Raw genomic sequence first — 24,790 nt, 5'->3', positions numbered from 1 at the left:
TGCCAAGATATCTCTCTGGTTTTTCTACGCGTCTGCCGGCTGGGCGCTTTTGGCACCGAGCCGGCAGAAGTTGGGGTTGAACCGCCAGGAATCAAGGTTTGAACACCTTGCAGACCGGCCGGCAACCCGTCAAATCAACGCAGTCAACACTGCAATCGATGATTAGAAGCGGAAGTGGCTGAACGCCTTGTTGGCTTCGGCCATGCGGTGAACTTCGTCACGCTTTTTCATGGCGCCGCCACGACCTTCGGTCGCTTCCATCAGCTCATTGGCCAAACGCAGGGACATGGACTTCTCGCCACGCTTTTTGGCGGCTTCTTTCAACCAGCGCATGGCCAAAGCCATACGACGGACGGGACGCACCTCAACCGGCACCTGGTAGTTGGCACCACCGACGCGACGGGATTTCACTTCAACCATGGGCTTGATGTTGCCGATGGCCATGTGGAAAGCTTCTAGCGGGTCTTTGCCTGGGTTCTTTTTCTCGATAAAGTCGAGCGCGCCATAAATGATGCGCTCTGCGACGGCTTTTTTGCCGCCTTGCATGATCACGTTCATAAATTTGGCAAGGTCAACATTGCCGTATTTAGGATCAGGAAGAATTTCACGTTTAGGGACTTCGCGACGACGTGGCATTTTTTCACCTCTTTGCTTCAGTTGGCACTGCTTCTGGCAGCACCGCGAGAGTTAGCAAACCCTCACTTACTCGACCGGCACAACTATTTGCACTTGGGTCACTTCGCTCAACACATCTGCCCGATGGGTCAAGCACCTGTTTTTTTTGAAGATGTCATGACGACTACTTCTGGCGCGGGCCATACAACCCGAGCCGGCACGGCTTATTTGGCCTTTGGCTTCTTCGCACCGTACTTGGAACGCGACTGCTTGCGGTCTTTCACGCCTTGCAAATCGAGCGATCCACGAACGATGTGGTAACGCACACCGGGCAAATCCTTGACACGACCGCCGCGAACCAGCACAACGCTGTGTTCCTGCAGGTTGTGGCCTTCGCCGCCGATGTAGGAAATGATTTCAAATCCGTTGGTCAGGCGCACTTTGGCGACTTTACGCAGAGCGGAGTTTGGCTTCTTGGGGGTGGTGGTGTACACACGGGTGCACACACCGCGCCGCTGGGGCGAGTTCTGCATGGCAGGACTCTTGGACTTGATCTTTTCGACCTCGCGCCCCTGACGCACTAGCTGATTAATGGTTGGCATGTAAAAACGTCCCTAAACGTCTGATATCTGACTTGACTAAATACGTGAATATTTACGTGAAAACGTGAATCTCCCCGGAAATTCCGGAAAAGCTCTCGAGTGTAGCAGTTCGGGGGCCGACCTGCAAATCTGACCGATAGGTGGCAGCCCCCAAACCAGCCCGCCCGGCCCGCAGGCCGTACACGACGGGCTTATTTGATCCAGAGCCGGACCGCGTCCCAGGCGCGACCCAGGATGCCGGCCTCTTCGACCGCTTCCAGCGCCACCAGCGGCACATCGACCACGGACTGGCCGCCGCCCAGGGTGACTTTCAGCGTGCCCAGGGCCTGGCCCTTGGCAAAAGGTGCAACCAGCGGGTCCGGCCGGGCGACCTGGGTCTGGACCTTGGCGGAGCTGCCGGCCGCAACGGCGATCACGATGGCCTGTGGACGACCCAGCTTGACGGTGCTGGACTTGCCTTTCCAGACACTGGGCGAAGCCACGGCCTGCCCGGCGTCAAACAGCTTGACGGCCTCGAAGGCGGTGTAACCCCAATTCAGCAATTTTTGCGATTCGTTGGCGCGGGCGCTGTCGCTGGCAGTGCCCAGCACAATCACCAGCAGGCGCCGGCCACCCGGGGCATTCGCGGCACCGAGGTTGGGGAATTCGCGCTGGGCGGTGGCGATCATGCAATAACCGGCGGCGGCCGTGTGACCGGTTTTCAGGCCGTCCACCGTGGGATCACGAAACAGCAAAGTGTTGCGATTGGTATCGTTGGCCGCAGGTGTGCCCGGGTAACGGTACTTCTTGATCGCGGAAAACCCCATGTAATCGGGGAAATCCTGCATCAGGCGGGTGGACAGAATGCTCAGGTCGCGTGCCGTGGTGGTGTGGCCGGGTTCGGTCAGACCTTCGGGGTTTTTGTAACTTGTGGACTTCATGCCCAGCGCCTTGGCCTGCTCGTTCATGAGCCTGACAAAGTTTTCGGCGGTGCCGCCCACACCTTCGGCCAGCGCCATGGTGGCGTCGTTGCCCGACTGAACAATCATGCCCTTGATCAGGTCTTCCACGGGCACCTGCATCTTGGGGTCGATGAACATGCGCGAACCCGGCATCTTCCAGGCGCGCTCACTGACGCCAAAAGTCTGCTTGAGGGTGATTTTCTTGGATTTGAGGGCGTCAAACACCAGGTATTCGGTCATCAGCTTGGTCAGCGAGGCCGGCTCGACCGGGGTGTCAATGTCCTTGGCGGCCAGGATCTGGTTGGCCGTGATGTCCAGCAACAGATAAGAGCGGGCAGCCACTTCGGGCGGCTGCGGCACCTGGGCATGCGCCGCGGGCGAAACGGCAACAAAGGACACAAGGGCCAGCGAAGCGGCCAGGCCGCGGAAAGCTGTCAAAAAACGATGCATGGGAGAGTAGAACCTGGAAGTGGAAAAGCGAAAAAACAGGGAGAAAAGAGCAAAAAAAGTCATCTCAGGTGGCGCACCACCAGTGTTTTCAGCAAGGGCAATTGTCCATGAAAGAAATGACTGCCCCCCGGGACAACCGTAACAGGCAGTGCCACCGGGCGCGCCCAGTCCAGCACCGCCTGCAAGGGCACGGTGTCGTCCTGCTCGCCGTGGATCACCAGCGTCTGCTCGTGCGCGGCCTCGGGGATGGTCGCCACCGTGAAACGGCTGGCGGCGGTGCCGACCAGCACCAGCCGCTCAATCGGGCGCGTGGCCGACAAACGCGTGAACACGTGCGAGGTCACAAAGGCGCCAAAGGAAAAACCGGCCAGCGCCAGCGCGCCTTCGGGCGCCACCTGCTGCACCACGGCCAACATGTCGTCGATTTCGCCGCGGCCCTCGTCATGCACACCGCCGCTGGCGCCGACACCGCGGAAGTTGAAACGCACGGCGGTCCAGCCGCTTTGGGTAAACGCACGTGCCAGGGTCTGCACCACCTTGTTGTCCAGGGTGCCGCCGAACAGCGGATGCGGGTGGGCGATCACGGCGACGCCGCGCGAGGGGCCGGCGGGGGCATCCAGCGCCATCTCGATGGCACCGGCCGGGCCGGGAAAACTGCTTCTTTCAGTCTGGGCGTTCAAGGGGCAACCTTTGCTGGGTGAGAAACGCTACAAAAACAATAGCTGCTTGCGCCCGGCCACAGAGGGCCAGAGGCATAAAACATGCTGATCTTTCGACCTGGGCCGGACAGACGCGGAATCAGCGTCCCAGGTGCGGGGGCACCAGCAGGCGCTCGACCACCTGGCCGTTTTTTAGGTGCGATTCGACAATTTCATCAATATCGTGGCTGTCCACATAGGTGTACCAGACCGCCTCGGGATAGACCACGGCCACCGGCCCGGCCGCACAGCGGTCCAGACAACCGGCCTTGTTGACCCGCACCTGACCAGGACCGGCCAGGCCGGCGGCCTTGACCTGTGCCTTGCAGCGGTCAAACCCTTCCTGGGCGCGGTGGTTGGCGCAACTGTCTTCCGCGCTGTCGCGCTGGTTCAGGCAAAAAAAGATGTGCCGCTTGTAATAGGAGGCGTCCGGTGGGCTCACGTCTGCAATATGGCTTGGGGTCATGGCCGGATTTTACTTTTCAGGGGATAAGGGCGTCGGGCGAGAGGACAAGTACACCAGCCCATAAACCAGCACGGCATACGGCCACAACCAGCCCAGCCACTGCACCAGACCGTTGAAACGGACAAAACGCCCCTGCTCCCAGATTTGCAGGGTCTCGGCAAAATACGGGCCGGCCGGCGCCTGGTTCAGCAAGGCCAGGTGCACACACAAGGCCACCAGCAGCAGCGCGGCGCTGACCCGTCGCGGCAAGGGCAGCAGCAGCAAGGCCAGCGCAGCACCCAGCCCCACGCCCACCTGCACCGGCAAGTCCAGCCAGGCCCAGGCATGTTCGGGCCCATAACTGAGGGCGGCGGACAAGGCCGTCAGCCCCAGGCCGACCGCCAGCGTCAAAACCAGAAACACCGCGCGCTGCGCCCAGGTGCGCAACACGCAATAACCCAGCAAGCAGGGAATCAGCGCGCCCAGCGCCACACACAAGACCTCGGCGCCGGGCACCAGCGGCTGCAGCTCGATATCGCGCACCGGCAGCCATTCCAGAAACGGGGTGTCGGCCAATGCCTCGGCCAGCGCAAACTCCAGCCGTTCAATCACCTGGCCCAGCCCCAGCGGCACGGCAGCCGGAAACAGCAGCGCCACCGGCCACAAGGCCAGCAGCACCAGCGCACCCCGGGATTCCCCGACAAACCAGCGCGAACGCATACGGCGCCAGCGATCAAGCGCGCCGGCTTTCTCCATCAGCCAGGCGCTGCAGGCGCCCAGCCAGGCACCGGCTGTATTCAGCGCGAAGTCCACATTGGAGGGCACCCGCGACGGCAGGTAACTTTGCAGGGTTTCCATGGTCAGCGACAAGGCCCCGGCGCTCAGCACCGCCACGCTGATGGCCCAGCGGATGCGGCCGCTGCGTGCCGACAGGGCCAGCAAAAAACCCAGGGGCGCGTAACCGGCGAGGTTGATGCCCACGTCAAAACCGGTCCAGTAACGCGGCAAAGGCGCGGTCAGAAAGGTCAGCGGCGAGATGCCCTGGTTGCGCCAGTCGGCAAAAGGATACAGGCTGGCATAAACAATCAGGCAGACCATGGCCAGCGCCAGCGGCCAGCTGGCAGTTCGCTCACCCCTGACATCCTCACGATGCTGCGCATCGTGTCCTTCTGCCTCCCCTTGCAGGGGACGACGCAAGTCATCCGGCGAAGCCGGCCTGACCGCGTCTGCTGGTGAATTCGGGTTTGGCACTTCGCGTTTTGTGCTTGCCGGCTCAGAACGGCTTGACCACCACCAGGATGACCGCGGCCAGCAAAAGGACCACCGGCACTTCATTGAACCAGCGCAGCCAGACATGGCTGCGGGTATTGCGCTTGGCGACAAATTTGGCCAGCAGGCGGCCGCAGGCATGGTGGTAACCCAGGGCCAGCACCACCACGGCGAGTTTGGCATGCATCCAGCCGTTGCCGGGACCACGCCCTATGCCGTAACCCAGAAACAGCCAGAGGCCAAACACCAGCGCCGGCACCGCCAGCAGGGTGGTGAAGCGCAGGAGCTTGCGCGCCATCAGGATCAGGCGCGCCTCTTCGGCGACACTTTCCGGCGGCACCATGGCCAGGTTCACAAAAATACGCGGCAGATACAACAAGCCAGCAAACCAGCTGGCGACAAAAACAATGTGAAGTGATTTGACCCAAAGCATGGGGCGAGTGTAGCCCGCGGGCTCGCCGGGACCGGCCAGCACCGCAAACCCCTGCAGACCGCTTGCCGGCGGCGGCTTGTCACACCCGACGGGCTTGGCTAGAATTACGAGGTGTTGTTACCTTTTGGTGGCAGCATCCCGCTTTTCCTCCCTGAGCGGGTGCCTTTAGGTGTCACAGCAAAAAGGCTTCCAGGCCCGGCTGACCTTGCGTCATCCGGGCATTTTTTTGTCCGCGCGGCGTCGCACCCCCGCAAATCAGGGGCCATGGCAAAATTTGCCCATGACGACTGCTTATGCCCCTTACCCCGCCGGCCGGCCCCGCCGCCTGCGTCGCGACAGCTTCACACGCAACCTGGTGCGTGAAAATGCCCTGAGCCCGCACGACCTGATTTACCCGGTGTTTGTCACCGAAGGCCAGCAGCGCCGCGAGGCCGTGTCCTCCATGCCCGGCGTGGAGCGCCTGAGCCTGGACTTGTTGCTGCCGGTGGCCGAAGAGTGTGTGCAGCTGGGCATCCCCGTCATGGCGCTGTTCCCGGTGATTGATGCCTCGCTCAAGACCTACGACGGCAAGGAAGCGCTGAACCCCGACGGCCTGGTGCCGCGTGTGGTGCGCGAGCTGAAAAAACGTTTCCCCGAACTCGGCGTGATGACCGACGTGGCGCTGGACCCGTTCACCAGCCACGGCCAGGACGGCCTGCCGGACGACAACGGTTACATCCTGAATGAGGAAACGATTGAGATGCTGGTCGGCCAGGCGCTGACTCAGGCCGAAGCCGGCGTCGACATCGTGGCACCCAGCGACATGATGGACGGCCGCATAGGCGCGATCCGCCAGGCCCTGGAGTCGCGCAAGCTGATCCACACCCGCATCATGGCCTACAGCGCCAAATACGCCAGCGCGTTTTACGGCCCCTTCCGCGATGCCGTGGGTTCCGCCGCCAACCTCGGCAAGGCGGACAAAAAAACCTACCAGATGGACCCGGGCAACAGCGACGAAGCCTTGCATGAAGTCGCCCTGGACATCGCCGAAGGCGCGGACATGGTGATGGTCAAACCCGGCATGCCTTATCTGGACGTGGTGCGCCGCGTGAAAGACGAGTTCGGCGTGCCGACCTTTGCCTACCAGGTCAGCGGCGAATACGCCATGCTCAAGGCGGCGGCGCAAAACGGCTGGCTGGACCACGACGCGGTGATGCTGGAAAGCCTGCTGGCCTTCAAACGCGCCGGCGCCGATGGGGTCTTGACCTACTTTGCGATTGACGCCGCCAAAAAGCTGCGCCAGGCCTGAGCCGGCTTCACGGCGGCCACCTATCGCTATTAAAATAGTAGCTGCTTGCGCCCGCACTGTCTGGGCGGGGGCCCGATTTGACACTTAACCCAGGGGCAAAAACCGCCATGCGTGTTTTCAACATCAGTGCCGCCAGCCAGGGCGTGAGCGAATCCGCGGAGCTGCCGGCCGAGCTGCCGGCTCAGGGTTTTGTCTGGATCGCCTGCGCGCGCCGCGAGTTCGAGGTGGCGCAGGCGCAAATCCAGGCCAGCCTGCAAACCCTGTGTGGCACACAACTGGTGGACCTGCATGTCGCCGACCTGCTGAACAACCAGTTGCCCTCGCATTACGACTACACCTCGCAATACGACATCCTGGTGTTTCGCCGGCTGGCCGCCGGCCAGACCGAAACCGACCTCAACCAGCCCGGCGAGCCGCTGCACCAGCGCATGAAACGCAGCGGGCCGCCCGTGCTCAAACGCATAGACACCAGCCCCGTGGGTTTTGCGGTGTTTGACCGGGTCTTGCTGACAGTGCACCCGACCGACTGCGCCGTGCGCGACGCCTATGCCCAGAAGCTGCTCAACGCCACCAGCACCGAAGCGCGCGGCAGCGGCGTCAAGCTGCCGGCCAGCCCGGCCGACCTGATGTTGCGCATCGTCAACCACATGGTGGACGGCTACCTGGAATTACGACGCGAACTCACACGCCAGCTGGACCACTGGCAGTCCGAGCTGCTCAAACCCGGCACCCGGTTTACCAACTGGAACTCGGTGCTGGACGCGCGGCTGGCCATGCACCACCTGGATGAAATCTGCGAGGACCAGCGCTCGGCCGTGCAGGACTGGATCGATTCGATCGAGACCTGGCCCGAAGGCGAAACACCCGCCCTCAAACGTGAACGCGAGCTGCTCAAAGTCCGCTCGCGCGACGTGCTGGAACACATAGAACGTGTGGTCCACCATGTGCGGCGCATGGAGCAAAACGCCGAAACCGCGGTGCAAATGCATTTCAACGCGCAAAGCAACCGCACCAACGACATCATGCGCACGCTGACCGCGCTGACGGCGGTGTTTTTGCCGTTGAATCTGATCACCGGTTTTTTCGGCATGAATTTCGAATTCATGCCCATGATCCACACCTCGCATGGCTTCTGGTGGACGGTCGGTTTCATGCTGCTGCTGGCGGCCGTGGTGGTCGCCGTGTTCTGGCGCAAACGTTATCTGGCCCGCACCGGCCGCTAGTCTTAACTCCTGCTGAAAGCCTGTTGATGAGCTGGTCCTCACGTTACCTGTTGTTGCTGCTGCTCCCGGCCCTGCTGGCCGCTTGCGAAAGTTTGAGCCCCGCCGAATGCGCCACCGCGGACTGGGGCCGCCTGGGTCTGCAGGACGGCAGCCGGGGCCGATCGGATCGCAGCGCCGACTATTACGAATCCTGCAGCAAAGCCGGCCTGCGGGTCGACGTGGCCACCTACCGCGCCGGCCGCGACCAGGGCCTGCAAGCTTATTGCCGCTTGGACAACGCCATCACCGAAGGCCTGGCCGGCCGCAACTACGGAAACGTGTGCCCGGCGCCTATCGACGCCAACTTCCGGCTGTTTCATGACGCCGCCTACCGTCAGCAGGACACCCGCAAAACCCTGGTGCGCCTGCAACGCGAGCAGGAAAACATGCAGTCCGAGTTGCGCGACCCCAAAACCTCCGACGATCGCCGGAGATTTCTGCGTGAACAACTCTCGCGTTCGGACCGGCGCATGGACGAGGCCCGCGACGACATGCGTGCCGCCGAAAACCGGCTGGACCGCATGGCCCGCGATTTACGTCGGCAAGCCCCTTACTGAGAACGCACTCGCGGCGCAGCGCCTAGACAAACGGCGGCGCCGAGGCCTCGACCGCAAACACACGCTGCACAGCGGGCCGCGCCAAGACGCGCTGCAAATAGGGCCCGAGCTGTGGCCGTGTGCGTGCCGCGGGTGACTGGAAGTTGCGTGTCCAGCGGCACAACATGAACACATAAGGATCAAGCGCGCTGTAGGCCTGGCCCATGAACCAGGGGCCGCCATGCCGCGCCAGTTCGGCATCCAGTTGATCGAGCAAGCTACCCACCCTGGCTTCGGCCTGCGCCTTGACTTCGGCCGCAGCGGCGGCGTTGCCAGGCGCCACGCAACGTTCGGGATAAAAGTAGGTGATCAGCGCGGCCTGCAAGGTGTTGGTCAGCCACATCAGCCACTTGTAGAAATGTGCACGTTCCGCCGTGCCCAGCGGTGGCACCAGGGCCGCGTCGGCATGGGTATCGCACAGATGCAGACAGATCGCGGCGGTTTCGTACAAGACCAGCTCACCATCGGTCAGCACCGGGATGAGGCCGTTGGGATTCAGCCGCAAATAAGCCGGCGTTTTGTGCGCGTCCTGTGTGCGGTCCACCAGCACACGCTGGTAGGGGATGCCCAGTTCTTCGAGCAGGATGTGCGGTGCCATCGAGGCGGTGCTGGGGTAGTAATGCAGCTGGATCGTCACAACAGTTTGTCCTTGAAAATAAAAAACCACGCGGCTTATTTCACACCGAACAACGAGGCCGCGTTGTCCCAGGCAATCTTGCGCGCCACCGCGGGCGGCAAGTCGCCCAGCCAGGCGCGGTAACCCTGCATCAGTTCGTCGTAATACAGCCAGCGCTGGTTGACCCAGGTGTCGGAGCCAATCATGAAACGATCGGGGTACTTGAGCAGCAGCGTGCGCCACTCAGTACATAACTTGCCCGTGTCACAGGTGAGCCCAGGCCGGTAAGACAACTCCCCCATCAGCGTCGGGTAACGGGCCAACAGCTGATCAACACGCGCCACCGGCACACCGCTGATGCCGGTGTGGGCCCAGATCAGCCGCGCCTGGGGCGCATGCGCCATCAGCAGATCGATGGCCACGTCATCCACATGCGCGAGGATGGCCAGCTTGTTTTTCTCGGCGAACTGCATCAGCTTTTTGGCAACCGGGCCATTCGCATTGGCGCTGTCGTAAAGATGAAACTCCCCGATACCCTTGTACGGCCCGGCCTGGGCGCCGCTCACACCGCGCGCAAACTCGGCCTGCACCATCTCGTAAATCGTGTCGTCGCGAAACCAGTTGTCGTAGTCGGCGCGGTTGCGATAGAGCCGGATAAACGGCACCACCGTCACCCCCGCCTGACGCGTCAGCGGACTGGCCGCCAGCGCCTGGGTGCCGTCGTTGGGCCGCGAGTTGGCGACGATGGCCTGGACGCCGTTGCGCTGCATACGCGCCAGCACGTCGGCCGGCGTGTGTGGTCCGGTGCGGCCGTCCCAGGCCTCCTGGTTGTAATGCAGGTGGGCATCAAACAGCGGGCCGGTGTAATCGGCGGCGCTTGCCGGCAGCGATGCATTCGCTACCAAAACAATAGCTACCTGCGCCCACCGACAAAGGGCCAGAGGCCAAAAAAGCTTGAAAAATCGACTGGCCATCATGCTTGGATCGCCTCAGTAAATTTGGACCGGCAAGCCCACCAGCGCGTGATTGATCGTCGTCTGCGAATAAATCTCGTAGCTGGTGCCCCCCGGGAAGCCGAGGACCGTCATGTAGGTGGGGTTGCCCCCGCCGCCCCCGATGTTGTAGCCACCCCCATTGGGTGGGCTACCAATGTTGCGCCCGAAGACCCGGGGCGCAACACCTCCGGCGTTTTGCATCTGGCCCGTGGCCATGATTCTTGCCGCCAGTATGTTGCCGGTGGTGTTGGGCGCCATATTCGGCACGCCTGCTGGCGAAACGTGGGCGCAGTACATGCTGCCTGCGTGCTCGGCCATGCTGAAGGCACACCCGGTGAACTGCGTGGTGACCATGATGTGCGCGCCACTGAGTTCGATGCCGGTCAGGTTGTTGAAGTTGGTGGTGGCAATGTCGTGCGGAGCCACGGGAATCAAGGGTGGCACATAACGCGGGTCCGTCCAGTGAAAAGCCGTCACGCTTTCCACCTGGATCGGCCGGGCATGCGCGGGAAAGATGCCACCAGCGACGGCAAAAACAAAACGATCGTATTGCGGGTCGTAAAAAAACTGGCAGGCCTGTATGTTTTGAGCAGCGAGTAGGTTGTACGCACCCGAGCCCCTGACCAAGACTTTGTTCATCCTCAGAAATGCCAGCGGATTGTTGCTCAGCGCAGCCAAGGCCAAGTCAGTGCCCGCATGGCCGCCATTCACCTGGTCCAGCACACAGCATGCCTTGTGGATATAGCTGGCGAGCCGCAGGCCCACCGTCGCAAGGCTGATCTGGCCAATCTGGGATTGGGGAAAGTTGAAGTTCGCATCAAAATACTTGATCGCAGACCACAGCAGGAACAGTGCGCGCGCCATGTCCCGGCGCGGATCCTCGAAGACATGTTTGCCCAGCGACAAGCTGGTCGACAACGCCGGATAGCCGGCCGACAGGGCGCCGAGCGGATAGGCGGCCGTCAGAAAGGCCTGGACCAACTGGTCGGCCGCGGCCCTTTCGGGGGCCGAGACCACGAGCGTATTCTGAAGACAGGCTTGCGCGTCACCGATGCGCTTCACCGACGTTTTTTTGACCATGTCTTGTTCATCCCCCCATGAATTTGGTCATGTGCCGTCCTCGGCCAGCGCGCCGCTGCGCAAGGCAACGGGAGCAAGGCGTCAGCCCAGATGCAGAGCGAAAAAATCCAGCGTGCGCTGTTTCGCGAGCTTGGCGGCGGCTTCGTTGTAGGCGCCGCGCTGGTCGCAGTTGAAGCCGTGGTTCGCCGCGTAGACAAACACCTGCACGCCTGGCTGGGCTTTCTTGAAGGCTTCTATGGTGTCCAGCGGAATCCAGTGGTCCTGGTCGCCGAAGTGCACCATCACCGGGCAGGCGGGTTTGCGCGCAGGTTCGTCCCCCACGGTCATGCCACCACCGTAATACGGCGCGGCCGCGGAGAGACCGGACAAGGTGCAGGCGGCACGCCAGCTCAGCAGGCCACCCCAGCAATAACCGACGATGCCGACCTTGCCGCCGCTGCTTTGCGCCGCGTGGTTGATGGCGGCCTGGATATCCTGCAACACGCCCGGCGGCGGCAGGGCTTCGACCTTGGTTTTCAGTGCGAAGCCGGCGTTCATGTCGGCCTCGGTGTAACCCATGTCCACCCCGGCTTGCACGCGATGAAACGTGGCCGGCGCCACCGCGAGGTAACCGGCGGCCGCATAACCGTCGGCCACCGCGCGTATGTGTGAATTGACGCCGAAAATTTCCTGCACCACCACCACGGCGCCTCGGGGCTTGCCGGCCGGTTCGGCCACGTAGGCCGGGAAAACAACGCCGTCTGCGGCTGTGAGGTCTATGAATTTACCCATGATGTTTGATCTCCTGGTTCCGTTTGAAATAAGGGCGTGTTGAATTTACGCCGCCCCGAGTTTTCGCGCCACAAAATCCAGCCTGTCCTGGCCCCAGAAAATCTCGCCGTCGATCACATAACTGGGGGCGCCAAACACGCCCGCGTCTATCGCCTCCTGAGTGTTGGCCTCGTAACGCTGCTGCACCGCGGGGCTGTGCGACTGCGCCAGCCGCGCGGCGTCCAGGCCGCCTTCCTCCAGCAGCGCCGCCAGCACCTTGTCGTCGGCGATGTTGCGCTGCTGCGCCCAGACCGCCGCAAACACCGCGCCGGCAAGACGCATGGCCGCGGCAGGGCCGTCATGCAGGTCCACCGCAATGATCAGGCGTGAGGCATCGTCGCCAGCCACCGGGAAATACGTGGGCTGGATGTTCATCGGGGTCTTCAGATGTTCGCTGTAACGCCGCAATTCCAGCAGGCGGTAGGCCTGGCGCTGCGGCGCCCGTTTGGCCAGCGGCAAGCCGCCGGAGATCGGGAACACCTGGCCACCCAGATCGACCGGCAAGATACGCACGGCCGCGCCGGCGGCCTGGGCTATCTCGACCAAACGCTGGTGGCCCAGGTAGGCCCATGGGCTTTGCGGGGCGAAGTAATAACTGATGGTCGCGCTCAAGGGTGTCTCCTGTTCGGCGCAGGCGCCGATTGATGTACATTGATTTGTTACTTTAATCCGGAAGCCCGTTGCGGCATTCGGCTGCTTTGCTTGTAGCCCACCCGGTTGTAACCGGGATGGCCTTTTTTTGCTGGAGACTGGTTTTGTCCAAGCTTGTTTTGATCACCGGGGGTTCGCGCGGCATAGGCGCGGCCACGGCCTTGCTGGCGGCGCGCCAGGGTTATGCGGTTGCTGTCAATTACAGCGCCAACTCCCTGGCCGCCGACGAAGTTGTGCGCCAGATTCGCCAGAGCGGCGGTAACGCCATCACCGTGCAGGCCGACGTGGCCGTCGAAGCCCAGGTGCTGGCGATGTTTGAAAAAATCGATGCCAAATTCGGTCGCCTGAGCGCGCTGGTCAACAACGCCGGCGTGGTGGACCGGACCGAACGCGTCGATGGCATGAGTGTGGCGCGCCTCAAACGCATGTTCGACATCAACGTGATCGGCACCATGGTCTGCGCACGCGAAGCCGTCAAACGCATGAGCACACGTTACGGCGGCACGGGCGGCGCGATTGTCAATGTCTCCAGCGTGGCCGCCAGGCTGGGCTCACCCGCGCAGTATGTGGATTACGCGGCGGCCAAAGGTGCGGTGGACGTGTTCACCGTGGGACTGGCCAAGGAAGTGGCGGGCGAAGGCATACGCGTCAACGCCGTGCGCCCCGGCATCATAGACACCGAGATTCACGCCTCGGGCGGCCTGCCCGACCGCGCACATGACCTGGCACCCCAGATCCCGATGTTGCGGCCCGGCACGGCCGAAGAAGTGGCGCAAAGCATTGTCTGGCTGCTGGGGCCGGAATCGAGCTACACGACCGGCGCTCTGCTGGACATCACGGGCGGCCGCTGATGGATTTCAAACCTCTGGTCACCCTGCTGGCCATCGTCAACCCGCTGGCCATCGTGCCGTTTTTCATCCATTACACGCGCGGCTTTTCCCTGGAGCAGCGGCGGCGCACCATCATCACCGCCTCCTTCAGCGCCTTTGTGGTGATTGCCACCAGCGCCCTGCTCGGCCTGCGTATTCTGGAATTTTTCAATATTTCGCTGGCCAGCTTCCAGGTGGGCGGCGGCATGTTGCTGCTGATCAGTTCCATGAACATGCTCAACGCCCAGCCCGCCGAAGCCAAAATCCAGACCAATGAACTGGAGGACGGTGCGGAAAAAGCCGCCATGGGCGCCAGCATCGCCGTGGTGCCGCTGACCATTCCCCTGCTCACTGGGCCAGCCACCATGTCTACCGTGGTGATTTACGCCGAAAAGGCTCAGAACATTTTCCAGCTCGGCCTGCTGGTCGGTTACGGCGTGGTGATAGGCCTGGCCACGGCGCTGTGCTTTGCACTGGCCGACCCGATTGCACGCGTGCTGGGCAAAACCGGCATCAATGTCATGACCCGGCTGATGGGTCTGATCCTGGCGGCGCTGGCGATCGAGGTGATGACAGGCGGGCTGCTCAAACTTTTTCCCGTGCTAGGCCGCTGACCGGCATCGGCGTGGTGATGCGCCAGGCCCGCAACGGTGGCGCATCAATCCCATTGTGTGGGCCAGGGTCATGACAACCCTGACGCAAAAAAGGCTTGTTCGCGCCCAGGCCGGCATCGAAAATCGAAGCCCACCCAACGGCTCAAAAAGGATTTCCCGCCATGACAGCAAGCGCTCTCCAGTCGACCATCGAGGCACTGGTTCAGGCCCGTCTTCAGCAGCGCCCCGTCGATCACGCCCCCGCCCTCCAGCACGTGACCAGCGAGGCACTGGCTTATGCGGTGCAGCGCGGTGTGGCTGATCGTCTGCAGTGGTTCAAGCAACACACAGCGCGTCACTGGAAATCCGGCGGCCCTTCACGCGAAGCCGTGCCTACCCATGCGCCGCTGCCGCCCGACGGCATCTGGCGCAGTCCGGCGAGCAGCACCTGGCCGTTTGCCATGCGCGGCATCGAGGCCGAGATCGCCTTGCGCCTGGCGGTGGACGTGGATGCGGAACGTGCCGCAAGACTGGACCGTGACAGCGCCTGCCGCCTGGTGGACGCCATGACGGTGTCCATCGAGGTTGTGGATTCGCGCTGGGTGCAGGGCCTGGAAGCACCGGCGCTGCTCAAGCTGGCCGACCTGCAGTCGCATGGCGCGCTGGTGCTGGGCGACTGGCTGCCGTTTGATGCGGCGCATGACTGGTCGACGCAGGTCTGCCGGGTAAACATCGGCGATGCGCCGGCCCAGGTCTTTCGCGGCGCACATTCCATGGGTGACCCGGCCTATGTGTTGTCCGCCTGGCTGCGCCACGCCACGCGTGATGGCCAGGTGCTGCCGGCCGGCAGCGTGGTGACCACCGGCACCTGGTGCGGCATCCTGCATGCACAAGCGGGTGACACGGTGGTGGCCAGCTTCGACGACATCGGCGAAGCGCGCGTGGCCTTCGCCGCCTGAGGCACGCGCGCCGCACCGGCGTCGCGATCAGCCTTTAACCGTTCACCGTGACGTTGGCTTCCTTGGCCACCTTGGCCCATTTGCTCAGCTCGGACTGCACCAGCTGCGCATATTTCTCCATCGAGCCGCCGCCATCTTCAACGCCCAAGGTATCGAACTTCTCCTGCACATCGGCCATGGCCAGCACGGTGTTGACGTCCTGGTTCATTTTGCGGGCGATGGCCGGCGGCAGTTGGCCCGGGCCGGAAATGCCGTACCAGTTCATGGTTTCGAACTTGTCGAACCCTTGCTCCTGCATGGTGGGCACGTTGGGGTAGGCCTTGACCCGTTTGCCACGTGTTTGGGCAATCGCGATCACACGGCCGCTGCTCACATGCGGCGTGGCAGCAGCCATGGTCTCGAAGCTGTAATGGATTTGCCCGCCAATCAGGTCGGTCAGCAAGGGGGCACTGCCTTTGTAGGGCACGTGCAAGGCATCGACCTTGGCGCGCAGCTTGAACAACTCCAGTGCGAAATGCTGGGCCGTGCCCGGGCCGGCAGAACCGAAGGTGATCTTGCCCGGCTGTGCCTTGCACAAGGCCACGATGTCTTTCACGGTTTTGGCGTTCTGCGTGGGCGCGGCGATCAGCAGATTGGGCGTCAGGCCCAGCAAGGCCACGGGCACGAAGTCGCGCACGGGGTTGTAACGCAGCTTGGGCATCACGGCCGGCGCCAGCGCGTGGCTGTTGATGGTGCTCAGCAGCAGCGTGCTGCCATCGCTGGGCTGTTGCGCCACATATTCGGCGGCCAGCGTGCTGGAGGCGCCGGCCTTGTTTTCGATGAGCACCGGCTGGTTCCACAACACACTGAGTTTTTGCGCAACCACGCGGGCCAACGCGTCGGCGCCGCCGCCAGGCGGGAAGCCGACCACGAGGCGGATCGGGCCGCTGGGCCAGCTCTGAGCGAACAGCCTGGGGGCGCCCAACACGGCCGCGCTGGCGCCCGCGGTCTGGATGAAATGACGTCTTTGCATGATGATTTTTCGGAATTAAATTTGGTTTAGTTGTTGACAGTTAGCACGGGCCAACGCCCGGCCCAGGGGGCAACCGCTTCGTAGGCGGCGCCGAGGTCCAGCAACAACGCGTCCGCCCCGTAGGCGCCTATGAGTTGCATGCCGATCGGCAATCCTTCACGCGAGGGCTGGCAAGGCAGCGCCAGGCCGGGCAAGCCGGCGGCGTTGACCCAGCCGGTGTAGATGGCGTGGCCGCGCGGCCCCACCTCCTGGCCGTCGATGTGGGTGGGGTAAGCCTGTTCCGCCGCCCAGGGCAAAGCGGCAACGGCCGGCATCACAATGACATCCACCCCGGTGAACAAGGCCGCAACATCGCGCCGCAACTGCGCGACATGTGTCAGGATTTGCCAGAGCCTGGCAGCGGGCAGGCGCCGACCGCTCTCGGCCATGTCGCGGTATTTCTGCGAGGCCTGCGCTTCCCATGCCGGGTTGGCTTCAAATATCCGGGCCAGGCCGATCTGGCCGACCTGGGGCCAGGCCTCGCTGAAAAAGTCCAGGTCCAGGGGCAGCGCGCCGACGTCGACGTGGTGGCCCAAGGCGGCGATCTGGCCCACCGCTCGGCCCACACTGGCCGCCACTTGCGGGTCCAGCGGGGCCTTGCCCAGGCGCTCCACGTAAAGAATACGCAGCGGACCCGTCCGTTGTGGCTGCGCCGCGGCATGTGCCGCCGCCAGGGAAGAACGGTCCACGGCCGCAGGGCCGCGCATGAACTCAAACAACAGCCGGGCATCAGCCACGCTGCGTGCGAGCGGGCCTATCACTTCAAAGTCCAGCAACAGGCTGGGCAACACGTGTTCACGCGGCACGGCGCTCAGTGTCGGTTTGAGACCCACCAGGCCGGTATGTGCGGCCGGCCGGCGTATCGAGCCACCACCGTCCTGACCAATCGCCAGCGGCGCGATGCCGCTGGCCACCGCAGCCACGGCACCACCGCTGGAGCCGCCCGGCGTGAGCCGCACATCCCAGGGATTGCGGGTGACCCCAAACAGCGGATTGGCTGTGTATCCCTCCAGCGCAAACTCGGGCACATTGGTCTTGCCGATGATGAGGGCGCCGGCCGCACACGCGCGCGCCACCGCCAACTCGTCGTGCTGGCTCTGGTAGGACCGCAGCCCCGGCGTGCCCCAGGTTGTGGGCAGGTCGGCGGTGAACAGGCTGTCCTTGACCGTCAGCGGGATGCCGTCGAGCGCGGACAAAGCCTGACCGCTGGCATACCGCGCCGTGGCGGCTTGGGCCTCCGCCAGGAAATAGGCGTCGCGCCGCGCCACCACCGCATTCAGTTGCGGGTTCACGGCTTCCAGCCGCGCCAGGCAGGCCTGCGCCACCGCCAAGGGGGTCAGCGAGCGCTCCCGGTAGCGGCGCTGCAGGTCCACGGCCGACAGGCGCCAGAGTTCAGTAGATTCCGTCATGGCATGGACCTCACATATGTCCCGGCAGCCAGGTCACGATTTGCGGCACCAGCATGATCAGCAAGGTGAACAAAATCATGATGGCCGCATACGGCAGCGCGCCCCAGATCGCGTCTTCAATACCCCCCTTGTCGGGCCGGATGCCATGCACCACGAACAGGTTCATGCCCACAGGCGGCGTGATCAGCCCCAGTTCACACATCAGCACGATGAAGATGCCGAACCAGATCGGGTCCACGCCCAATGCCGTGGCGATGGGGAAGGTGATCGGGATGGTCGCCACCTGCATCGACAACACGTCCATGAACATGCCCAGGATCAGGTAGAAAACAATCAGCGCCAGGATCAGGCCGGTGGCCGACAAGCCGAGGCCCGCCACCCATTTGGTCATCATCTCGGCCACACCGGTCAGGCTGATGGTCAGGTTGAGGATGAAGGCCGCCACCATGATCAGCAAAATCATGCCGCTGACCCGCGCCGAGGAGATGAAGCAGGTGCGCAGCAACTCCTTGTTCAGCTTGCCCGACTGCCAGACGAAGAACAGCGCGGTCAGCACGCCCAGCGCAGCGCTTTCGGTGGTGGTAGCGATGCCGAAGTACAAGCTGCCCATGACGATGCCGAAGACCACGGCCGGCGGCACCAGGTAGCGCAACACGCGGATGCGCTCGGCCAGCGGCACTTTTTCCTCGCGCATCACCTTGCCGCTGAACACCGACGACAGGGCGATCCACGCCATGAAACACAGCGTCAGCAGAATGCCGGGAATGATGCCGGCGATGAACAACTTGCCGATGGAGGTGTTGGTCAAGGAGCCGTAGACGATCATGTTGACGCTGGGCGGGATCAAAATGCCCAGGGTGCCGCCGGCTGCCAGCGAACCGAGCGAGGCGCGCATCGGGTAGCCGCGTTTTTGCAGCGACGGCAGGGCCACCGTGCCCACGGTGGCGGCGGTGGCCACCGAGGAGCCCGAGGTCGCGGCAAACAGCGCGCAGCTGCCGATGTTGGTGTGCAGTAGCCCGCCCGGCAACCGGCCCAGCCAGGCCGACAGCGCGATGTACATGCGGTCGGCAATGCCCGAACGCAGCAGCAGCTCGCCCAGCAGGATGAACAGCGGAATGCAGGTCAGCAGGTTCTCGTTCTGCACGCCCCAGACCACCGGCGCGATGGTGTCCATGAAAGGGATGCCGTAGGCGGCGATGCCGCCCACGATGCCCACCAGCGCCATGGACACGGCGATGGGCAGGCCGAGCAGCATCATGGCCAGCATGACCACAAAAGCAAGGGAAATGATGCCGACGTTCATGAGGGGACTCCCGTTGTGGCCTGGCGCTGCGTCAAGTCGTCCAGTTCTTCTTTCAACTCCTCCTTGGCACTCTTGGGGCTGAAGTCCTTCAGCAAGGTGTTGATCTGCCCGCCCAGCAGCAGGCGGCTGGCGCGAATCGCGTAGCCGCTGGCAACCAGCGCGAAGGTGACCAGGCCCACATACCAGATGGTTTGCGGCCAGATCAGCGGCGTCGCCCAGGGCGTCTGCGCCGTGCTGCCGTACTCCAGCGTGTCGGCCAGCACCTTGAAGGCCACGTAGACGATGAACAGGCCGAACAAGGCCAGCGAGGCAATGGACAGCCAGTTCAGCAACGCCTGCCCGCGCCGCGAAAAACGCTCGTGGAAGACGTCAACGCGGATGTGGCAGCGGCCCATCAGCGCCAGGCTGAAGGCGATGGTCGACCCCACCGCCAGCGCATAGCCGCCCAGCTCGTCCGCCCCTTGCAGCGAGAAATTGAACAGCTTGCGGCAGATGGTCTCGGTGGAGACGACAACGGCAAACGCGATGAAGATGCCGCCGAACACCATGGCCAGCACGGTTTCGATGCGATCTTTCAGCGAGGTCGCTGCGCTCGCGGGCGCCGCCGGAGTCAGCGGCACGGACGGGTCAAAGGGGGCCGCCGGGCTCATTTGACCCCCACAATCGGGCCGACGGTGGCCTTCCATTTCTGCGAGCAGGTCGGGTTGGTCTTGTCGCAGACCTCAGCCCAGAGCGGCAGCGACACCTTGCTGACGGCACCGCGGATCAGGTCACGATCGCCCTGCGAGACCGCCACGTTTTTCAGCTTGAACTTCTTGCCGGTGGTACAGGGGTCCTTGCCGGCATTGCAGTTCAGCGCATCCTGGAACAGTTCTTCCGAATAGGTCCAGATATCGTCGCCCAGGGTGTCAAAGGCGGCCTGCAGCTTGACCTGCTGGTCCGGCTTGAGCTGCTTCCAGGCCTTGAGCGTGATGGCGTAACCATTCAGCGCCATCTGGAAGCCGATGGCCAGCTGGTGCGTCGTCACTTCGGGCCAGCCGGCCGAGTTGGCCGAGCTCGGGCCGGTGATGGCGCAGTCGACCACACCCAGCGACAAGGACTGGTGGGTTTCCGGGAAGGACAGCGGCACGGGCGTGCCGCCCAGCATTTCAATGAACTTGGCCAGGTTCTGGTCATAGACCCGGACCTTCAGCCCCTTCACATCGGCCAGTTTTTCGATAGGCTTGGAGCACATGAGAATTTGCGGGCCGAAGGGCCAGACGCCCAGCAGCTTGACGTTGAACTGCTTTTGCAGCCGTTCGTCGACGGCCTGGAAGTAGGCCTTGCCCACCTTGCGACTGGTGACGTAATCGGGGCTGGCGCCCACCAGGTCGAGACCCAGCAGCGTCGGCTCGTCGCGCGAGTTCTGCGAGACACGCAATGACACAAAGTCGAACAACCCGGTCTTCATCACGCGCAACTGCTCGGTGTCCTTGATGCCCAGCGTGTCGATCGGTTTGTAGTCCACGTCGATCGGCAGCCCGGTGCGCGCCGCGAAGTTCTCGAAGAAGGGCTGCTCCTTGTTCTTCTGGATCAGGCCGGTGGCCAGCGGCTGGCCGATGGCCTTGAACTTGAGTCTGTCCTGGGCATAAGCGGGCAAGGCCAGGGTCGCGGCAAGGCCGGCCACGACGGCAAAAGTCTTGAAGCAGGAAGGGTATGACATGACAAACTCCAGTCGGTTGAAAAGTGCAGGTGGATGGAAAGGGTGGCGGGAATAAGTTCGTGGCGTTGACGGGACGAATCAGGTTTAAGCGCTGCGGTCCAGCAGCCGCGCGATGGCGGGCGGCAAACCGCGATTCGGCTTGATCGGAGGCGGTGCAAAACTGCCGCGCAGCGCCGTACCGGGCTGCAGCGCGACCAGGGTCTCGGCGTGGCGCACGGCGCTGGAGACGCCGTCCACCACGGGCACCGGCAACTGGCCCCGAAGCGAACGTGCCAGTCCGGCCAGCGGTGCGCCGGCCAGCACAATGACGTCGGCACCGTCTTCGTCGACCGCACGTTCGGCCAGCGCCTTCAAGGCCTGGGCATGCTCGTCCTGCACCTGGCCAATGCTGGCCAGCGGCCGGTCCAGCGCGCGTATGCTGGCCAGGCGCGAACCCAGACCATAAGACTCGACCACCTCGCGGTACCAGGCCTGGATACGTTGCGAAATCGCGATGATGGAAATGCGGTTTCCCAACAGGCAGGCACTGGCCAGCGCCGCCTCGGTCAGCCCGGTCACCGGCAGCGGCAAGGCTTCGCGCAGGCCGGTGAGCCCGGGGTCGCCAAAGGCCGCCACCACCACCGCGTCAAACCGCTGATGGTGTTCCGCGGCCAACTGGGCTGCGGCGTAAGCGCCTATCAAGGCCTCGAAACGTGTTTCGATATAGGCCACGCCAAAGGGTGCGGTCAACACCTCGATCTCCGTGCCGGCCGACGCGCTGCGTTGCGCTTCGCTGCGGATCAACTCGGACACGCTGTCCGAGATATTCGGGTTGATGAGCAAAAGTTTCATGCGGACCTTTCGGATCGACGCGGCAGCAGCGAGGGCGCGCCACAGGCCAGGAACAGGCCACGACCCGCGCGGCCGTGGAATTCACGACCGTCCCACACCACCTCGCCGCGCGACAAGGTGAGGCCGGGCCAGGCCTTCAAGCGCATGCCTTCGTAAGGTGTGTGGTCCACCGCGTGGTGCAGCTGTGTGTTGTGCAGGACAAACTCGCGTTCGTCCCAGATCACCAGGTCGGCATCGGCCCCGATGGAAATGCTGCCCTTGCGCGGATGCAGGCCGTAGGCCTTGGCCGGGTTGGTCGCGGTCAGCTCCACAAATTTTTCGAGCGTGATACGCCCGCCCAGCACCCCTTCCGAATACAGCAGCGCCATACGTGTCTCGATACCAGCCAGGCCGTTCGGAATGTGGCGAAAAGAAGCTTCTTCGCCACCGGGCTTCTTGCCTTCGCTGCCGTCGTAGTTGAACGGTGCGTGGTCGGAAGAAAACAAGGTGAACAAGCCGTCACTCAGGCCGTTCCAGATCACCTCCTGGTTGGCCTTGTCGCGCGGCGGCGGGCTGCAGACACAACGCGCGCCGTGGTAGCTGTCATCCAGCCCCAAATCCTCGGCCGTCAGGAACAGGTATTGCGGACAGGTTTCGGCAAACACCTGCAGCCCCAGACCGCGCGCCTGGCGTATCTGCTCCACCGCTTCACGGCCGGAGACATGCACGATCAGGATGGGCACATCCACCAGTTGCGACAAGGCGATGACGCGATGGGTCGCTTCCCGCTCCACCAGCATGGGCCGGGCATGGGCATGAAAACGCGGCGCGGTGCGGCCGGCGGCTTCCAGCCGTTTGGTCAACCACTCGATGCAATCGGCATTTTCCGCATGCACCATGGCCATGGCGCCGTGCTGGCGCGCCACGTCCAGCACGTCGAGAATCTGGCCGTCATCCAGCTTCAAGTCGTCGTAGGTCATGTAAATCTTGAACGAGGTGTAACCCTCGGCGATCAGCGCCGGCAGTTCCACGTTCAGGACTTCCGGCGTCGGGTCACTGACGATCAGGTGAAAGGCGTAGTCGACATGTGCGCGGCCCTGGGCTCGCTGGTGGTAGTCGGCCAGCGCGGCGCGCAGCGACTGGCCTTTTTCTTGTGCGGCGAAGGGGATCACGGTGGTCGTGCCGCCACAAGCCGCCGCACGGGTGCCGGTGTCAAAGTCATCGGCCATACGCAGGGGCGGCGGCATGGGCTGGTCCAGGTGGCAATGCGCGTCCACGCCGCCGGGCGTGACCACGCGGCCGGCCGCGTCGATTTCCTTTGCACCGCGGCCCAGCGCCGTCCCCAGTTGAACAATGCGCCCGTCGCTCACACCGATGTCGGCGTTGTAGCTGTCGCTGGCGGTGGCCACGCGCGCATTCCGGATGACAAGATCAAACGCTGCCGGGCTCATACAGCGACCTCTTGCGCACCATCTTGGCGAATCAGTGTCATCTTTAGTGCAAACATTGTTGTCAACAATTCATTTGCGTTTTGTTTTTGGTGCGTCGTCATAGTCATATCAAGAATAGGATGCTCTTTGCAAATTCCGGGCCCGCTTGTTTCGCCAGCCTCCGGTGTGATGCTTAATATCAGCCGACAACAAAATGTCAACAATAGTGTTTACACTTATGCAGACAAAATTTCAGAAGTCCGCGCCCCCTGGGGCGTCCATGCCTTATTCTTGTGAGCCACGTTCATCAGGAGCCCGCCATGATCCAGCCCGTCCGCCTGGGTGTGTTGACACCTTCTTCCAATACCGCCCTGGAGCCGCTGACCAGTGCCATCGTTGCCGGCTTGCCTGGCGTGAGTGCGCACTTCTCGCGCTTCAAGGTGACGGAGATTTCCCTGCAGGCCCAGGCCCTGGGGCAGTTTGACGACAGCAAAATCCTGGCGGCCGCCGAATTGCTGGCCGATGCCAAGGTCGACGTGATTGGCTGGAGCGGGACCTCCTCCGGCTGGCTGGGCTTCGAGGCCGACCAGCGCCTGTGTGAACGTATTCGTGAGCGCACCGGCATCCCGGCCACCACCGCCGTGCTGGCGCTCAACGAGTTGCTGGCGCTGCGCGGCATCACCCGGCTGGCCCTGGTCACGCCCTACACGGCGGACGTGCAACAACGCATCGTCGACAACTACCGCACCCTGGGCATAGACATCGTGGCCGAACGCCACCTGGGCATTTGCGTCAACCATGACTTTGCGCTGGTCACGCCGGACACCTTGCGCACCCTGATGGGCGAGGTCGCCATCGCGCGTCCGCAGGCCATCACCACGTTTTGCACCAACCTGCACGCGGCGGGGCTGAGCGACGCCGTGGAAGCCGACCTGGGCATCCCGCTGCTGGACACCGTAAGCACCACGGTCTGGGGCATGTTGCGCGCCGCCGGGGTGGACCCGGCGGGCGTGCGCGGCTGGGGCCAGTTGTACGGCTGGCGCTGAATCACACCATGCTGAGCAAGCCCCTTGGTAAGATGACGCTGCCCCGCGTGGCCAGGGACACGCGTGCCGAACCGCTGGCAGTTGTGCCGGCTTGTGTCGACCCATCGCCCCACCTTCACCCGTCCACCATGACCCGCACTGCGCGAAAAACGCCCCCCGAGGTTCGCCTTGAGCGTGAAACGGCGAACGACGACATCTACGAACGCATTTACGGCGCCATCGTCGAACACCGGCTGCACCCGGGCACCAAGCTGGGCGAGGACCGCCTGGCCACTATCTTCGGCGTGAGCCGGGCACGGGTGCGCGAAGTGCTGGCACGCCTGGCGCATGAACAAATCGTCGACCTGTACCCGCAGCGTGGCGCCTTTGTCGCCAAACCTTCGCCCGAACAAGCCATCGATGTGTTCGAGGCGCGCCGCCTGATCGAGCCCGCGCTGCTGCGCCGCCTGATCCACACCTTGACCTCCGAAAAAGTGGCGCGCCTGCGCCAGCACCAGGAGCTTGAACTGGACGCCAGGCGGCGCGACGACAAACGTGCGGTGGTGCGCCTGTCCGGCGAGTTTCACCAGTTGCTGGGGGTGCTGGCCGGCAACGCGGCCCTGGCGCGCAGCATCCGCGAGTTGTCGACACTGACCTGCCTGATCATCATCCTGTACGACGCGCCCACCGCCGCCAGCTGCCGCGCGGACGAACACGGCAACATCATCGATGCGATTGCGAAACGCGACAGCGCACGCGCCGAACAACTGATCCTGGAACACCTGAACCACATCGAAAGCAGCCTCAAACTCGACAGCTCGACCGAAGAGGTGGATCTGGAAGCCGTGTTCGCGTCCTGAGGCCGGGCGTGCCGCGCGACAAAAACAG

Annotated in this window: 27 protein-coding genes; 8 read left to right on the top strand and 19 right to left on the bottom strand. The window is 63.3% G+C overall.

From position 1 onward, the window contains the following. Nucleotides 1-162: 162 nt before the first annotated feature. The 7 genes from rpsG to ACHMXK_RS01570 form a co-directional block, all read right to left on the bottom strand. Nucleotides 163-636, bottom strand: coding sequence for a 30S ribosomal protein S7 (rpsG, locus tag ACHMXK_RS01600; protein WP_188710046.1), 474 nt, complete (start codon nt 634-636; stop codon nt 163-165). Between the two features lie 203 nt (nt 637-839). Beyond that, nucleotides 840-1,217, bottom strand: coding sequence for a 30S ribosomal protein S12 (rpsL, locus tag ACHMXK_RS01595; RefSeq protein WP_293595927.1), 378 nt, complete (start codon nt 1,215-1,217; stop codon nt 840-842). A 191-nt stretch (nt 1,218-1,408) separates the two neighbouring features. After that, nucleotides 1,409-2,608: a D-alanyl-D-alanine carboxypeptidase family protein gene (locus tag ACHMXK_RS01590; RefSeq protein ID WP_397437108.1), complete on the bottom strand. Its 1,200-nt coding sequence runs from the start codon at nt 2,606-2,608 to the stop codon at nt 1,409-1,411. A 59-nt stretch (nt 2,609-2,667) separates the two neighbouring features. After that, a complete protein-coding gene (locus ACHMXK_RS01585; RefSeq protein WP_397437106.1) occupies nt 2,668-3,288 on the bottom strand; it encodes an alpha/beta hydrolase in 621 nt (206 codons plus the stop codon). Nucleotides 3,289-3,406: 118 nt separating this feature from the next. Then, the gene (locus ACHMXK_RS01580) at nt 3,407-3,772 is read right to left on the bottom strand and encodes a (2Fe-2S) ferredoxin domain-containing protein (RefSeq protein WP_397437104.1); all 366 of its coding nucleotides are present in this window, start codon (nt 3,770-3,772) and stop codon (nt 3,407-3,409) included. A 9-nt stretch (nt 3,773-3,781) separates the two neighbouring features. Beyond that, nucleotides 3,782-4,849, bottom strand: a complete 1,068-nt coding sequence (locus tag ACHMXK_RS01575; RefSeq protein ID WP_397442416.1) for a VanZ family protein — start codon at nt 4,847-4,849, stop codon at nt 3,782-3,784. 175 nt (nt 4,850-5,024) lie between these two features. Then, on the bottom strand, nt 5,025-5,453 hold the full coding sequence (locus ACHMXK_RS01570) for a CopD family protein (protein ID WP_397437102.1): 429 nt from the start codon (nt 5,451-5,453) through the stop codon (nt 5,025-5,027). A 280-nt stretch (nt 5,454-5,733) separates the two neighbouring features. On the opposite strand from ACHMXK_RS01570, the gene hemB reads away from it, so the two are divergent. The 3 genes from hemB to ACHMXK_RS01555 all read left to right on the top strand — a co-directional run bounded on the left by hemB (nt 5,734) and on the right by ACHMXK_RS01555 (nt 8,560). Beyond that, nucleotides 5,734-6,741 carry a porphobilinogen synthase gene (gene hemB / locus ACHMXK_RS01565; protein WP_397437100.1) on the top strand — a complete coding sequence of 336 codons (1,008 nt, stop codon included), beginning with the start codon at nt 5,734-5,736 and terminating at the stop codon, nt 6,739-6,741. 107 nt (nt 6,742-6,848) lie between these two features. Continuing rightward, nucleotides 6,849-7,964 (top strand): magnesium transporter CorA family protein, encoded by a 1,116-nt coding sequence (locus ACHMXK_RS01560; protein WP_397437098.1) that lies wholly within the window; start codon nt 6,849-6,851, stop codon nt 7,962-7,964. A gap of 26 nt (nt 7,965-7,990) precedes the next feature. Beyond that, nucleotides 7,991-8,560 carry a DUF2799 domain-containing protein gene (locus ACHMXK_RS01555; protein ID WP_397437096.1) on the top strand — a complete coding sequence of 190 codons (570 nt, stop codon included), beginning with the start codon at nt 7,991-7,993 and terminating at the stop codon, nt 8,558-8,560. Between the two features lie 22 nt (nt 8,561-8,582). On the opposite strand, the gene ACHMXK_RS01550 is transcribed toward ACHMXK_RS01555, so the two are convergent. From ACHMXK_RS01550 to ACHMXK_RS01530, 5 genes are all read right to left on the bottom strand, one after another. Then, nucleotides 8,583-9,236 carry a glutathione S-transferase family protein gene (locus tag ACHMXK_RS01550; protein ID WP_397437094.1) on the bottom strand — a complete coding sequence of 218 codons (654 nt, stop codon included), beginning with the start codon at nt 9,234-9,236 and terminating at the stop codon, nt 8,583-8,585. Between the two features lie 35 nt (nt 9,237-9,271). Continuing rightward, nucleotides 9,272-10,120, bottom strand: coding sequence for an amidohydrolase family protein (locus ACHMXK_RS01545; protein ID WP_397437092.1), 849 nt, complete (start codon nt 10,118-10,120; stop codon nt 9,272-9,274). Nucleotides 10,121-10,204: 84 nt separating this feature from the next. Beyond that, nucleotides 10,205-11,290: a hypothetical protein gene (locus tag ACHMXK_RS01540; protein WP_397437090.1), complete on the bottom strand. Its 1,086-nt coding sequence runs from the start codon at nt 11,288-11,290 to the stop codon at nt 10,205-10,207. 81 nt (nt 11,291-11,371) lie between these two features. After that, the gene (locus ACHMXK_RS01535; RefSeq protein ID WP_397437087.1) at nt 11,372-12,061 is read right to left on the bottom strand and encodes a dienelactone hydrolase family protein; all 690 of its coding nucleotides are present in this window, start codon (nt 12,059-12,061) and stop codon (nt 11,372-11,374) included. A gap of 45 nt (nt 12,062-12,106) precedes the next feature. Beyond that, on the bottom strand, nt 12,107-12,712 hold the full coding sequence (locus ACHMXK_RS01530) for a 2-hydroxychromene-2-carboxylate isomerase (protein ID WP_397437085.1): 606 nt from the start codon (nt 12,710-12,712) through the stop codon (nt 12,107-12,109). A 143-nt stretch (nt 12,713-12,855) separates the two neighbouring features. On the opposite strand from ACHMXK_RS01530, the gene ACHMXK_RS01525 reads away from it, so the two are divergent. The 3 genes from ACHMXK_RS01525 to ACHMXK_RS01515 all read left to right on the top strand — a co-directional run bounded on the left by ACHMXK_RS01525 (nt 12,856) and on the right by ACHMXK_RS01515 (nt 15,172). Beyond that, nucleotides 12,856-13,602 (top strand): SDR family oxidoreductase, encoded by a 747-nt coding sequence (locus ACHMXK_RS01525; RefSeq protein WP_397437083.1) that lies wholly within the window; start codon nt 12,856-12,858, stop codon nt 13,600-13,602. Then, a complete protein-coding gene (locus tag ACHMXK_RS01520; protein WP_397437081.1) occupies nt 13,602-14,234 on the top strand; it encodes a MarC family protein in 633 nt (210 codons plus the stop codon). The genes ACHMXK_RS01525 and ACHMXK_RS01520 overlap by 1 nt, the downstream gene beginning before the upstream one ends. A 161-nt stretch (nt 14,235-14,395) precedes the next feature. After that, nucleotides 14,396-15,172, top strand: coding sequence for a fumarylacetoacetate hydrolase family protein (locus tag ACHMXK_RS01515; RefSeq protein WP_397437079.1), 777 nt, complete (start codon nt 14,396-14,398; stop codon nt 15,170-15,172). A 34-nt stretch (nt 15,173-15,206) separates the two neighbouring features. On the opposite strand, the gene ACHMXK_RS01510 is transcribed toward ACHMXK_RS01515, so the two are convergent. The 7 genes from ACHMXK_RS01510 to hydA form a co-directional block, all read right to left on the bottom strand. After that, a complete protein-coding gene (locus ACHMXK_RS01510) occupies nt 15,207-16,184 on the bottom strand; it encodes a Bug family tripartite tricarboxylate transporter substrate binding protein (RefSeq protein WP_397437077.1) in 978 nt (325 codons plus the stop codon). A 26-nt stretch (nt 16,185-16,210) separates the two neighbouring features. After that, complete coding sequence (locus ACHMXK_RS01505) at nt 16,211-17,632, bottom strand: amidase (RefSeq protein WP_397437075.1); 1,422 nt, start codon at nt 17,630-17,632, stop codon at nt 16,211-16,213. A gap of 10 nt (nt 17,633-17,642) precedes the next feature. Continuing rightward, nucleotides 17,643-18,935, bottom strand: a complete 1,293-nt coding sequence (locus tag ACHMXK_RS01500) for a TRAP transporter large permease (protein ID WP_397437073.1) — start codon at nt 18,933-18,935, stop codon at nt 17,643-17,645. After that, nucleotides 18,932-19,585 carry a TRAP transporter small permease subunit gene (locus ACHMXK_RS01495; protein ID WP_397437071.1) on the bottom strand — a complete coding sequence of 218 codons (654 nt, stop codon included), beginning with the start codon at nt 19,583-19,585 and terminating at the stop codon, nt 18,932-18,934. The genes ACHMXK_RS01500 and ACHMXK_RS01495 overlap by 4 nt, the downstream gene beginning before the upstream one ends. After that, nucleotides 19,582-20,637 carry a TRAP transporter substrate-binding protein gene (locus tag ACHMXK_RS01490; RefSeq protein WP_397437069.1) on the bottom strand — a complete coding sequence of 352 codons (1,056 nt, stop codon included), beginning with the start codon at nt 20,635-20,637 and terminating at the stop codon, nt 19,582-19,584. The genes ACHMXK_RS01495 and ACHMXK_RS01490 overlap by 4 nt, the downstream gene beginning before the upstream one ends. An 84-nt stretch (nt 20,638-20,721) precedes the next feature. After that, nucleotides 20,722-21,468, bottom strand: a complete 747-nt coding sequence (locus ACHMXK_RS01485; RefSeq protein WP_397437066.1) for an aspartate/glutamate racemase family protein — start codon at nt 21,466-21,468, stop codon at nt 20,722-20,724. Then, nucleotides 21,465-22,898 carry a dihydropyrimidinase gene (hydA, locus tag ACHMXK_RS01480; RefSeq protein ID WP_397437064.1) on the bottom strand — a complete coding sequence of 478 codons (1,434 nt, stop codon included), beginning with the start codon at nt 22,896-22,898 and terminating at the stop codon, nt 21,465-21,467. Before hydA ends, ACHMXK_RS01485 begins: the two co-directional genes overlap by 4 nt. Before the next feature lie 299 nt (nt 22,899-23,197). Here hydA and ACHMXK_RS01475 point away from each other — a divergent pair, with 299 nt between their 5' ends. Both ACHMXK_RS01475 and ACHMXK_RS01470 read left to right on the top strand, forming a co-directional pair. After that, entirely contained in the window at nt 23,198-23,923 is a 726-nt protein-coding gene (locus tag ACHMXK_RS01475) for an aspartate/glutamate racemase family protein (RefSeq protein WP_397437062.1), read from the top strand. A gap of 128 nt (nt 23,924-24,051) precedes the next feature. After that, on the top strand, nt 24,052-24,762 hold the full coding sequence (locus tag ACHMXK_RS01470) for a GntR family transcriptional regulator (protein ID WP_397437060.1): 711 nt from the start codon (nt 24,052-24,054) through the stop codon (nt 24,760-24,762). Nucleotides 24,763-24,790: the final 28 nt, after the last annotated feature.

Origin of the sequence: Polaromonas sp. UC242_47, assembly GCF_044452385.1 — a bacterium.
Lineage (GTDB): Bacteria > Pseudomonadota > Gammaproteobacteria > Burkholderiales > Burkholderiaceae_C > Polaromonas.
The sequence above is the reverse complement of the archived record's forward strand: the minus strand, read 5'-3'. Positions and strand labels throughout refer to the sequence as shown.